Here is an 11,715-nt window from a genome sequence, read left to right as displayed (position 1 = left end):
GCGTCATCAAACACAAAAAGGGTGGTGAGAGAAAGTGGCATCGTTACGCGATATACAAACACGTATTACATCGACGAAAAAGACGAGTCAGATTACGAAAGCCATGCAAATGGTATCCGCTTCTAAATTGAGCCGTGCGGAATCAAATGCAAAATCATTTGTTCCTTATATGGATAAAATTCAGGAAGTTGTTGCGTCAATCGCGCTCGGCAGTAAAGATGTAACACATCCGATGCTTGTCTCCCGCCCCGTTAAAAAAACCGGGTACCTTGTTATTACATCGGACCGCGGTTTGGCGGGAGCTTATAACAGCAGCATTTTACGTTCTGTTTACAAACAAATTCAAGAGCGTCATACGTCAAAAGACGAGTATGTTGTCATTGCGCTTGGACGCGTTGGCCGGGATTTTTTCCGCATGCGCGGCATTGAAGCCATTGAAAGCGTCACAGGTCTTCCAGATCAACCGTCTTTCGCTGATGTAAAAGAGATCGTTCGTAAAACCGTCGATCTTTTCTCAGAAGGCGCATATGATGAACTTTATATGTACTACAGTCATTTCGTCAATGCCATTCAGCAAGACGTTACCATGAAAAAAGTATTGCCTTTGACGGATATCGAATCGTCAGGCGGCCGCCTTTCTTCATATGAATTCGAACCTTCCGCAGAAGAAATTCTTGAAGTATTGCTTCCTCAATATGCAGAAAGCTTAATTTATGGAGCACTTCTTGACGGAAAAGCGAGTGAGCACGCGGCGCGTATGACGGCTATGCAAAGTGCAACCGACAATGCCAAAGAGCTCATCCGTGCATTAACACTTCAGTACAATCGTGCGCGTCAGGCAGCAATTACCCAGGAAATTACGGAAATTGTCGGCGGGGCAGCCGCACTCGAATAGTAACATAAAGCGGGCGGTTTTTGTCCATGACCTACAAGAAGCAGGTCGCAAATACGTGGCGATTGACGCCGCGAAATTAGCATTTGATCATTATACAATTCAAATGCAATTGAACAAAACAGGAGGGAAAATGATGAACAAAGGACGCGTTCTTCAAGTCATGGGTCCGGTCGTTGACGTTAAGTTTGAAAACGGTCAGCTTCCTGCCATTTACAACGCCTTGAAAGTTCAAATCGGCTCAGAAGCCGGCAGCAAAGCTTCTGAACTTACGCTCGAAGTCGCTACGCATCTTGGCGATGATTCTGTACGTGCGATTGCAATGGCATCAACGGATGGCCTTCAGCGTAACCAGGAAGTAGTGGATACAGGAAGCGCGATTTCAGTACCAGTTGGAGATCTCACACTTGGTCGTGTATTTAACGTACTTGGTGAACCAATTGATCTTGCAGCACCAATCGAAGCAGGAGCCCGCCGTGATGCGATTCACCGCCTGGCGCCTACATTCGACCAGCTTTCAACTGAAGTTGAAATTTTGGAAACAGGGATCAAAGTTGTTGACCTTCTTGCCCCGTACATTAAAGGTGGTAAAATCGGTCTCTTCGGCGGTGCCGGTGTAGGGAAAACAGTACTTATTCAGGAATTGATCAACAACATTGCGCAGGAACACGGTGGTATTTCTGTATTTGCCGGTGTTGGAGAGCGTACTCGTGAAGGGAATGACCTTTTCCACGAGATGAGTGATTCCGGTGTTATCGCGAAAACAGCGATGGTATTCGGACAAATGAATGAGCCGCCGGGTGCACGTATGCGTGTTGCCTTAACTGGTTTGACAATGGCTGAATATTTCCGTGATGATCAAGGGCAGGATGTACTGTTCTTTATCGATAATATCTTCCGTTTCACGCAAGCGGGTTCTGAAGTATCAGCCCTTCTTGGACGTCTTCCGTCAGCGGTAGGTTACCAGCCGACATTGGCAACAGAAATGGGTCAGCTTCAGGAACGTATCACATCAACTAACGTAGGTTCTGTTACATCAATCCAGGCAATTTATGTCCCAGCCGATGATTATACAGATCCGGCTCCAGCGACAACATTTGCTCACTTGGATGCAACAACGAATCTTGAGCGTAAACTTTCTGAGATGGGTATCTACCCTGCGGTAGATCCACTTGCATCAACGTCACGTGCCCTTTCACCGGCAATTGTTGGAGAAGAGCATTACAACGTCGCACGTTCTGTACAGCAGACATTGCAGCGTTACAGAGAATTGCAGGATATTATTGCAATCCTTGGTATGGATGAATTGTCAGAGGATGATAAATTGACGGTTTCGCGCGCGCGCCGCATTCAGTTCTTCCTTTCACAAAACTTCCACGTGGCGGAGCAGTTTACAGGCCAAAAAGGATCTTACGTACAAGTACAAGATACAGTACGCGGATTCCGCGAAATTTTGGACGGCAAACACGACAATCTTCCTGAAGATGCATTCCGTTTGGTCGGCAGCATTGAAGAAGTTGTGGCAAAAGCACAAGAAATGGGTGCGAACGCCTAATATAGGGACCAGGAGGTTTAGCTATGAAGACATTTAACGTCAATATCGTCACTCCTGACGGTCCGGTCGTAGATACGAACGTGGAACTTGTTAGTGCGAAAGCACAAAGCGGTGAGCTCGGCATTATGGCCGGCCACGTCCCGATGGTCGCTCCCTTGCAGATCGGCGCTGTCCGGTTGGTTACGGACGGCAAGCAATCCGAATTGGTCGCTATCAGCGGCGGCTTTCTCGAAGTTCGTCCGGATCAGGTAACGATATTAGCGCAAGCTGCTGAAAAAGCGGAGAACATCGATGTTGCCCGTGCAAAAGAAGCTCAGCAGCGTGCTGAGCAGCTATTGCAAAGCAAACAACAAGAAAACATCGATTTTAAACGTGCCGAACTAGCTTTGAAACGTGCGATTAACCGCGTTAATGTATACGAAGGCAAACTATAAAAAATGCTGCCCATCGGTTGTGACGATCGGGCAGCTTTTTTCTTTTTTAATGAATAACTAGACTTCGTTTCGCGATCAAAGTCTACGCGCGTGAACGAATTTACATGTTCGTGACCAACCACAACATAAAAAAGGAGAAATGACGTGATTGAATCATTTGGACAAGAAGCATTGATCAGCATGATTCTCAGCCTTTTTTGCATTGGCTTATCGTTTTGGGCATTACAATCGCTCCGGCTCGACCAGCTTTTTCGCAAAAATCAAGTTGCACAGGCGCGTATGCTTTATCTGCTGCTTTCGATTGCCATCGGGTCAGCGGTCAGCAGCTTCTTTTTAAACTATTTGCAATGGGCTCGTCAGCTTCCCTTACTGTTTTAATTCAAGTCGTGCACTGACGTACTTGCCTTTTCTGGGAAAATCATTTAAATTTGATGGAGACACTTTGTGAAAAAACATTCATTGTGGGTTTGTTACCTGATAAGACGGGAAAACAAAAAAAGGTGGTTTTTTGAATAATTTCACAAATTCTCTACAAAATGTGCTAAATTTCACTTGTGAAACGCGCGATTAGGATGGTAAACTTTAATAAGTTTTGTCGAAGTTATGAAAAAGACATTGGACAGGGCTGGAACGTCAGTCCACTGATTTGAATATGTATAATAGAAAAGGACGCGGAGGGGAACAGTTTGGACAAAATTATCGTCCGCGGCGGCCGTCAGTTGAACGGTACCGTCAAAGTTGAAGGTGCAAAAAACTCGGTGCTGCCAGTTATTGCAGCAACCATGCTTGCAGGAGAAGGAAAGTGTGTCATTCGTGATGTACCTACTTTATCCGATGTATATACGATTAATGAAGTATTACGCCACTTAAATTGTGAAGTAACGTTTGAAAACAATACGGTAACAGTTGATGCAACACAAGAACTTTTAATTGAAGCTCCATTTGAATACGTTCGCAAAATGCGCGCCTCTGTTTTAGTTATGGGTGCACTTTTGGCACGGAACGGAAAAGCACGTGTGGCATTGCCGGGTGGATGCGCGATCGGTTCACGTCCCATTGATCAGCATTTAAAAGGATTTGAAGCAATGGGTGCCCATGTACGTGTTGAAAATGGCTTTATTGAGGCGGAAACGAATGGCCGCTTAAAAGGCGCAAAAATTTACTTCGATTTCCCAAGTGTAGGGGCAACGGAAAACATTATGACAGCAGCTGCTCTTGCAGAAGGCACAACCATCCTTGAAAATGCGGCAAAAGAGCCGGAAATCGTTGATCTTGCAAACCTCATTAACAAAATGGGCGGCAGAGTAATCGGTGCCGGAACAGAAACGATTCGTATTGAAGGTGTTGAAGTCTTAAGAGGTGCAGAACATGCCATCATTCCTGACCGTATTGAAGCAGGCACATTCATGACGGCCGCAGCGATTACAGGCGGAAACGTTCTCGTCGAAGGCGCTGTTGCAGAACATATGTCATCTTTGATCGCTAAAATGCGTGAAATGGGTGTTGAAATTATTGAAGAAGATAATGGCGTTCGTGTCATCGGCCCTGAAAAGATGAAATCGGTCGATATTAAAACAATGCCTCACCCTGGTTTTCCAACAGATATGCAGTCACAAATGATGGCACTTATGCTGAAAGCTGAAGGAACAGGTGTCATTACGGAAACTGTTTTTGAAAATCGTTTTATGCACGTGGAAGAATTCCGCCGTATGAACGCAAATGCAAAAATTGAAGGCCGTTCGGTTATTATTGACGGTCCAGCTGACCTGCAGGGTGCAGAAGTTGCAGCAACTGATTTACGGGCTGCAGCAGCTCTTATCGTAGCCGGTCTTGTTGCAGATGGCTACACACGTGTCACAGAATTAAAGCATCTTGACCGCGGATATGTAAACTTCCACGGCAAGCTTGCAGCGCTTGGTGCAGATATTGAGCGTGTAACGGAAACAGCAGATACACCAGTCGCGGTGAAGAGCTGAATTCATTCTTAATTCTTTATTTTATTTTTTTACAAAAACCGTCTGTAGGTGCAGGCGGTTTTTTTACGTTCAGTCATAATCAGTATAGTCGGGCATATCCCTTTTTATACAGCAAGGAGGGAATTTTGTTGAAAAAGCCGTTATACACATTTTTATTTATTGTCATCGCTGCGATTGCTATCCCTGCCGCAGGTCTATTACTCACAGAAAATAAAACAACACCGGACGTGCAGGAGCCGACAGTCGATGTTGTCCGATCGGATACGCAAAAAACAGAATCCTTTCCGCTTGAAGAGTACGTTGCAGGCGTGGTGGCGGCGGAAATGCCTGCTTCTTTTGAAAAAGAAGCGTTAAAAGCACAAGCGGTTGCCGCACGGACATTTATTTTAACACAAACGCTAAAAGGGCTGGATGTGACAGATACGGTGGACGACCAAGTGTTTAAAGACGAAGAAGACCAGAAGGAGATGTGGGGAGAAGATTTCGAGACAAACAAAACCAAGATCGAAGCGGCCGCACGTGAAACAGAAGGTGAAGTGCTCGTATATAACGGCAAGCCGATTACAGCTGCTTTTTTTTCATCCGGCAACGGGCAAACAGAAAATGCGGAAGAATACTGGCAGTCAGCTGAGCCGTATTTAGTGAGCGTCGCCAGTCCGTGGGATACAGCTGCGCCAAACTTTGAGCAAGAAGTGGTTTTGACAAAACAAGAAGTCGAAGAAAAGCTGGGTGTTTCACTTCCAGAATCAGGTAGTGTAGGTGCTATCACTAAAAAAACAACGGGAGGCCGCATTGGAGCCATTACCATTGATGGGAAGTCATTTACCGGCCGCAGCATACGAGAAACACTCGGACTTCCTTCTGCGGATTTTCAGATGACGGTAAGCGATGGAGATGTTGTCGTCACGACAAAAGGATATGGACACGGCATCGGCATGAGCCAATATGGAGCAAATGGAATGGCAAAAGAAGGAAAGAAATATGGAGACATTACCGCCCATTACTACCCGGGAGCCGTGATTGGTGATGTCCAGACGTTTCTGAAGCGCTGAAAACAGAATGAAAAGCACGTCCGCTCTTATTGCGGACGTGTCCATTCGCTAAAGCCATCCATCCAGCGGCCAACTCGTGATTTTTGTTCAAAATACATATATTTAACAGCCAGAAAAGCAATAATTACACCGGTTACATCTTTAATCGCATCAATTAACGTCGCAGACCGGTATGGAACGAAAGCCTGATGAATTTCATCAGCCAGCCCATAAAAAGACGCAAAAACCGCTGCAGCAAGACTGACAAAGGGCGTTAATTTGTCATTGGCCAAAAATGCAAGCGCAATGAGTCCATACAAAATCGCAAATTCAACGAGGTGAAGCGATTCTTTCACAAATAAATCCACTGTATTATTCGGCAAATCCATAATTGTATCGTGCGGAAGCCCTGACATGATCCAAATCGCAATCATATATAAAACAGGCAGCGCCATCAATAAGAACCGAATCCCTTTTTTCACTACCACACCTCCACATCCTCTTTGATTTTACCACCTCCTTACAATACGAACGGGCACGTTTGTGGCGTTTTTTTTACGATTTGGGGAATTTTATGGCACATATGTATAAAAAATCATCTGCCTGTCCAAAATGGTTTTTGAGGTGATGACCATGAAAGAGGGCGGCAAAAAAACACTCCCCCCAAAACTGAAAGACTTTTTTATGAAGCGGCGGGCTTTGCCTGCGATTTATCTTGCTTGTGCTATTTTATTGATTTCGAGTCTCATGTTTTATGAAGTGATGAAGCCGGATGAGCAGGAAGATGCGACTGTATTTAATGAACAGGCAGAAAGCGTCAATGGCAGCGGAGCGCCGGAAAAAATGATTATGCCAGCCGTTGAAGAAGCAGTCGCGAAAACCGCTTTTTATGATGAAAAAGCGGAATCAGGAGATCAGGAAGATGCGCTTGTTGTATTTAACGACACGTATTACGAAAGCACGGGCGTCGATTATGTTCTTGAAAACGGAAAAACGTTTGCTGTCTCAGCACCGCTTTCGGGAACGGTTACGGATGTCCGCGAAGACGCATTTCTCGGCAATTACATCGAGATTGATCACGGAAACGGCGCGATCAGCACATTTCAATCGATCACGGACATTCAAGTGAAAAAAAATGACACTGTCAGCCAAGGACAAGAAATTGGAGAAGCCGGACGAAGCATTTTAAATGAGTCAGCCGGCGTTCATGTTCATTATGAAATGACCAAAGACGGCGAATTATTAAATCCATCTGCGCTCTATGGAAAAGCTATAAGTGAATGGAAATGAATATTTCCCAGGCTATACGCATATTGTTAATAAAAAGAAATGGGTCTACTTTCATTCGATGAAACCTGTGGCCGCACCATTCGACACCGCTCATCCCGTTTCCGTTGAAGGAGGCGTGTGCGTGCGCGAATACATCAAAGAAAGAGCGCTGAAGGCCGGCAAGCATATCGTCGAAACAAATAAAACCGTCCGGGACATTGCCAAAGAATTTGGTATCTCAAAAAGCACCGTCCACAAAGACTTAACCGAGCGGCTGCCGAACGTAAACCCAGAATTATCTGCCCGCGTGGAACATATTTTACACTACCATAAATCCATCCGGCACCTGCGTGGAGGAGAAGCGACCAGACAAAAGTGGAAGAGGCCGGTCTAAGGACTGGCGCACTTCCACTTTTGTAAGAATGAATACTAAAAACGCCGCTTCCTGCGGCAACGTATTCATGATTCACATCCTGTGAACCCGAGGACTGTTTAGGCTCGACAAGCACAAGAGGCATCGGCGAAGTGGCGTTCTTTGCCGCATAGCCGTTGACACTTGTGACCTCGAGAGCCTGGCCTCTGGAACTGGATGAAGCAAAGTGGAAGAGGCCTGTTTAGGCTCGACAAGCACAAGAGGCATCGGCGAAGTGGCGTTCTTTGCCGCATAGCCGTTGACACTTGTGACCTCAAGAGCCTGGCCTCTGGAACTGGATGAAGCAAAAGTGGAAGAGGCCTGTTTAGGCTCGACAAGCACAAGAGGCATCGGCGAAGTGGCGTTCTTTGCCGCATAGCCGTTGACACTTGTGACCTCAAGAGCCTGGCCTCTGAACTGGATGAAGCAAAAGTGGAAGAGGCCGGTCTAAGGACCAGCACACTGTAATGATCGAATGCTAAGAACGCCGCTTCCTGCGGCAACGCATTCGTGACCCATATCTTGTGAGCTCGTGGCTTGTTTATGCTCGATAAGCACAAAAGGACGTCTCAAGTTTCCAATGAGCGTCCTTTTGCATGGTTAAAAACGAATATTCACCGTCCATTCTCCCCTGAATATATGGTAAAATAAGTAGTTGGAACATAAAACCTAACATTATATGAAAAATAGATGAAGAAAATTCAGGGGGAATTGAATATGCTATCTAGAGATATCGGGATTGACCTTGGCACGGCCAACGTTTTGATTCATGTAAAAGGACAGGGAATCGTTTTAAATGAACCTTCAGTTGTGGCGCTGGACCGCAGCACGAATAAAGTATTAGCAGTTGGAGAAGAAGCGTATCAAATGGTTGGCCGGACACCGGGAAATATTGTCGCAATCCGGCCGCTTCGTGACGGTGTTATTGCTGATTTTGATGTAACGGAATCGATGCTGAAGCATTTTATTAATAAATTGAATGTAAAAGGATTTTTGTCTAAGCCGCGTATTTTAATTTGCTGCCCGACGCAAATTACAGCGGTAGAACAAAAAGCGATCCGTGAAGCAGCGGAAAAAAGCGGTGGGAAAACCGTTTATCTTGAAGAAGAGCCGAAAGTGGCAGCGGTTGGCGCCGGCATGGACATTTTTGAGCCAAGCGGCAACATGGTGATAGACATTGGCGGTGGAACAACGGATGTAGCCGTTTTGTCACTGGGCGCGATTGTTACGGCTGAATCGATTAAAGTGGCCGGAAATACATTTGATGCGGATATCATGAACTACGTGAAAAAGCAGTACAAATTGTTAATTGGCGAACGGACAGCGGAAGCAATCAAACTGAATGCCGGCACAGTGTATCCGAATGCGCGGAATGAAGAAATGGAAATTCGCGGGCGTGACATCATGACCGGCTTGCCGCGTATCTTAACGATTACTTCAACAGAAATCGAAGGAGCGCTGCGCGAATCTGTTGCGCAAATTGTACAGGCATCCAAAAAGGTGCTGGAACAAACGCCGCCGGAATTGTCAGCGGATATTATTGACCGCGGTGTTATGCTGACAGGAGGCGGGGCGTTATTACACGGTATTGATCAGTTGCTGGCGGACGAACTGAAAGTACCGGTTTTCGTTGCGGAGAACCCGATGGATTGTGTGGCGATTGGTACAGGTATTATGCTCGATAGCATGGACCGAATTTCTTCCAGAAAAAGAAAGATATAATACAACAGAGCTGCTTAGCAAAAGCAGCTCTATTTATATCGTCTCATTCTGTGTAATTTTCTTATTATTTTCTGTTAATACATATAGTGCCTATTGTATAATGAAGACGGCGTCTACTGCTTGAAAATGAGGTGAATAAGTTGTTTAAAGGTTTTTACACAGCTGCTTCGGGCATGATTGCGCAGCAGCGGCGCACTGAAATTTTAACAAATAATATGTCAAATGCGAATACACCGGGCTATAAAGCAGACCAAACGAGCGTAAGAGCTTTTCCGGAAATGCTGCTGCAGCGAATCGATGAAACGTCTATACCGGTCGAAAATAAATTAAATTTGCCTTTTGAACCGCAAATTGGTTCTTTAAATACTGGCGTATATTTACAGGAAACAGTTCCTAATTTCCGGCAAGGTGATCTAAGAGAAACGGGTTTGACGACGGATTTAGCACTTCAGGGAGAATCTGTTTTTTTCGCGGTTCAAAATGCGGCTGGTGAACCGCGCTATACGCGGAACGGCAACTTTACACTAGATCTTGAAGGGTATTTGACGACGGCTTCTGGTTTTTATATTCAGGATACAGATGGAGAACGCATTCAATTAACGTCCGATCAATTTGAAGTAGATGGATCGGGCCGAATTACAGAAAATGGTCAGGCTATCGCTCAAATCGGCGTAGCATATGCCCAAAACTCGAATGATTTAATCAAAGAAGGTGACGGACTGTACCGGATCGATGGGGCGGCGCTTCCAAGCGCGTTCGACGCAGATGAAGCCGTCTTTTCAATCCAGCAGTCATTTTTAGAAGGATCAACAACTGATATGGCGCGGACGATGACTGATATGCTTTCGGCGTACCGTTCGTTTGAAGCGAACCAAAAAGTGCTGACAGCATACGATCGAAGCATGGAAAAAGCAGCAAATGAAATCGGACGTGTCACATAAAGGAGAGCGCAGCATGAATAGAACAATGATTAATGCGGTCAATACGCTGTCACAGCTTCAGAAAAAGATGGACGTCACCAGCAACAACGTCGCGAATATAAACACAACTGGATATAAACGAAGTCACGCGACTTTTGCGGATCTCATTCATCAGCAAACTGTCAACATGTACCGTGAAAACGAAGACATGGGAAGGCTGACACCGTATGGTATTCGGCTTGGTACTGGTGCAATGATGGCGCAGGCGCAAACGGTCGGCACACAAGGAAATCTTGAGCAGACAGGCCGGTCACTCGATTTTGGTTTAACGAAGCCAAATCAGTTTTTTAAAGTGCTCGTGCAGGACGAACAAGGCAATAATCGTGTGCATTATACGCGTGATGGCTCTTTTTCCGTTACATCAGCAGGCGGGGGAAATGTTATGCTTGTTACATCAGAAGGTCATACAGTGCTTGATGAAAACAACAATCCGATCGTTATGGCAGAGGATGATATGGAAAAGCAGGCAGCAGGTCTTCTCGGTCTTGTCGAAGTCGACAAACCGCAATTTTTAGAACGTGCTTCTGCAAGTATGTTTGTACTGCCGGAAAATCCGGCGACAGCCCAAAATCAAATTTTGCGAAATTTAAATGCGGCAGAGCGGCAGGAAGCTGGCATTCAAGCCGGAACGCTTGAAATGTCCAATGTCGATTTTTCAAAAGAAATGAGTGATCTGATGGTCACGCAGCGTTCTTACCAATTTCAATCTAAAGCGATTTCCATCGCAGATCAAATGCTGGGCTTAATTAATGGGGTTAGATAGAGGGGAAGGATACTAGTGGCACATGAACTGAAGCGGAGGAAAGAAACCCGCCTCACCCCCCTCGGCAGATTTATGATCTCATTATTTTTCATTGTCCTGACAGCCATTATTGGCGCGCTGATTGGATACAGCATTATCGGTCAAGGAGACCCGATAGAAGTATTTAAAGCGGACACATGGATTCAATTGTATGATGTAGTCGTAAACAGTCTTTTTTAAAGGTGGGTGTCAACATGGATATTCGTGAAATTAAAGAAATAATCCCACATCGCTATCCGTTTTTGCTTGTGGACCGGATCCTCGAAGCAGAAGATGGCAAGCGTGCGGTCGGAATCAAAAATGTGACTGCTAATGAAGAATTTTTTAACGGTCACTTTCCAGAGTACCCGGTAATGCCGGGGGTTTTAATCGTTGAAGCACTGGCGCAAGTCGGCGCAGTCGCAATGCTTAAAAAAGAAGAAAACAAAGGCCGTCTCGCTTTTTTTGCGGGAATTGACAACTGCCGCTTTAAACGTCAGGTCGTCCCGGGTGATCAGCTTCGCCTTGAAGTCGAAATGACCCGTTTGCGCGGTTCAATCGGGAAAGCAAAAGCAAAGGCAACAGTGGAAGGCGAGCTTGTATGCGAAGCAGAGTTAATGTTTGCGCTGGAATAAAACGAAATAAAAAAGCGGTGCTTAAAAT

14 protein-coding genes are annotated in these 11,715 nt (G+C 45.5%); 13 read left to right on the top strand and 1 reads right to left on the bottom strand.

Features of this window, described 5'->3' with window-relative positions; genetic code table 11:
- The first annotated feature begins 34 nt into the window (after window positions 1-34).
- The 6 genes from VQ00_RS04895 (at window position 35) to spoIID (ending at window position 5,909) form a co-directional block, all read left to right on the top strand.
- Window positions 35-895 carry a F0F1 ATP synthase subunit gamma gene (locus tag VQ00_RS04895; RefSeq protein ID WP_046179039.1) on the top strand — a complete coding sequence of 287 codons (861 nt, stop codon included), beginning with the start codon at window positions 35-37 and terminating at the stop codon, window positions 893-895.
- A gap of 133 nt (window positions 896-1,028) precedes the next feature.
- Complete coding sequence (gene atpD / locus VQ00_RS04890) at window positions 1,029-2,447, top strand: F0F1 ATP synthase subunit beta (RefSeq protein WP_046179121.1); 1,419 nt, start codon at window positions 1,029-1,031, stop codon at window positions 2,445-2,447.
- Window positions 2,448-2,470: 23 nt separating this feature from the next.
- Entirely contained in the window at window positions 2,471-2,881 is a 411-nt protein-coding gene (locus VQ00_RS04885; protein ID WP_046179038.1) for a F0F1 ATP synthase subunit epsilon, read from the top strand.
- Window positions 2,882-3,025: 144 nt separating this feature from the next.
- Window positions 3,026-3,259, top strand: coding sequence for a DUF1146 family protein (locus VQ00_RS04880; protein ID WP_046179037.1), 234 nt, complete (start codon window positions 3,026-3,028; stop codon window positions 3,257-3,259).
- A 308-nt stretch (window positions 3,260-3,567) separates the two neighbouring features.
- Window positions 3,568-4,857 (top strand): UDP-N-acetylglucosamine 1-carboxyvinyltransferase, encoded by a 1,290-nt coding sequence (murA, locus tag VQ00_RS04875; RefSeq protein WP_046179036.1) that lies wholly within the window; start codon window positions 3,568-3,570, stop codon window positions 4,855-4,857.
- A gap of 122 nt (window positions 4,858-4,979) precedes the next feature.
- Complete coding sequence (gene spoIID, locus VQ00_RS04870; protein ID WP_245618039.1) at window positions 4,980-5,909, top strand: stage II sporulation protein D; 930 nt, start codon at window positions 4,980-4,982, stop codon at window positions 5,907-5,909.
- A 26-nt stretch (window positions 5,910-5,935) separates the two neighbouring features.
- Here the strand turns inward: spoIID and VQ00_RS04865 are convergent, their stop codons facing one another.
- Entirely contained in the window at window positions 5,936-6,370 is a 435-nt protein-coding gene (locus tag VQ00_RS04865; RefSeq protein WP_052728339.1) for a VanZ family protein, read from the bottom strand.
- Window positions 6,371-6,515: 145 nt separating this feature from the next.
- On the opposite strand from VQ00_RS04865, the gene VQ00_RS04860 reads away from it, so the two are divergent.
- The 7 genes from VQ00_RS04860 to fabZ all read left to right on the top strand — a co-directional run bounded on the left by VQ00_RS04860 (window position 6,516) and on the right by fabZ (window position 11,687).
- Entirely contained in the window at window positions 6,516-7,178 is a 663-nt protein-coding gene (locus VQ00_RS04860; RefSeq protein ID WP_172645543.1) for a M23 family metallopeptidase, read from the top strand.
- A 121-nt stretch (window positions 7,179-7,299) separates the two neighbouring features.
- Window positions 7,300-7,551: a sporulation transcriptional regulator SpoIIID gene (spoIIID, locus tag VQ00_RS04855; protein WP_046179033.1), complete on the top strand. Its 252-nt coding sequence runs from the start codon at window positions 7,300-7,302 to the stop codon at window positions 7,549-7,551.
- Window positions 7,552-8,286: 735 nt separating this feature from the next.
- Complete coding sequence (mreB, locus tag VQ00_RS04850) at window positions 8,287-9,291, top strand: rod shape-determining protein (protein ID WP_046179032.1); 1,005 nt, start codon at window positions 8,287-8,289, stop codon at window positions 9,289-9,291.
- A gap of 140 nt (window positions 9,292-9,431) precedes the next feature.
- Window positions 9,432-10,232, top strand: a complete 801-nt coding sequence (locus tag VQ00_RS04845; RefSeq protein ID WP_046179031.1) for a flagellar hook-basal body protein — start codon at window positions 9,432-9,434, stop codon at window positions 10,230-10,232.
- Between the two features lie 13 nt (window positions 10,233-10,245).
- Window positions 10,246-11,034, top strand: coding sequence for a flagellar hook-basal body protein (locus VQ00_RS04840; RefSeq protein ID WP_046179030.1), 789 nt, complete (start codon window positions 10,246-10,248; stop codon window positions 11,032-11,034).
- A 15-nt stretch (window positions 11,035-11,049) separates the two neighbouring features.
- Entirely contained in the window at window positions 11,050-11,253 is a 204-nt protein-coding gene (locus VQ00_RS04835) for a DNA-directed RNA polymerase subunit beta (RefSeq protein ID WP_046179029.1), read from the top strand.
- Window positions 11,254-11,267: 14 nt separating this feature from the next.
- Window positions 11,268-11,687, top strand: a complete 420-nt coding sequence (fabZ, locus tag VQ00_RS04830) for a 3-hydroxyacyl-ACP dehydratase FabZ (RefSeq protein WP_046179028.1) — start codon at window positions 11,268-11,270, stop codon at window positions 11,685-11,687.
- Window positions 11,688-11,715: the final 28 nt, after the last annotated feature.

The organism is Domibacillus tundrae (assembly GCF_000970675.1).
Classification (GTDB): Bacteria; Bacillota; Bacilli; order Bacillales; family Domibacillaceae; genus Domibacillus; species Domibacillus tundrae.
Note: the sequence above shows the minus strand (reverse complement) of the source record. Positions and strands in the feature narration are given on the sequence as shown.

Bases quoted from the DNA above. Each gene is read 5' to 3' on its own strand.
- atpD (WP_046179121.1), top strand. From the start codon at position 1,029: ATGAACAAAGGACGCGTTCTTCAAGTCATGGGTCCGGTCGTTGACGTT.
- VQ00_RS04885 (WP_046179038.1), top strand. From the start codon at position 2,471: ATGAAGACATTTAACGTCAATATCGTCACTCCTGACGGTCCGGTCGTA.
- VQ00_RS04860 (WP_172645543.1), top strand. From the start codon at position 6,516: ATGACCATGAAAGAGGGCGGCAAAAAAACACTCCCCCCAAAACTGAAA.
- mreB (WP_046179032.1), top strand. From the start codon at position 8,287: ATGCTATCTAGAGATATCGGGATTGACCTTGGCACGGCCAACGTTTTG.
- VQ00_RS04840 (WP_046179030.1), top strand. From the start codon at position 10,246: ATGAATAGAACAATGATTAATGCGGTCAATACGCTGTCACAGCTTCAG.
- fabZ (WP_046179028.1), top strand. From the start codon at position 11,268: ATGGATATTCGTGAAATTAAAGAAATAATCCCACATCGCTATCCGTTT.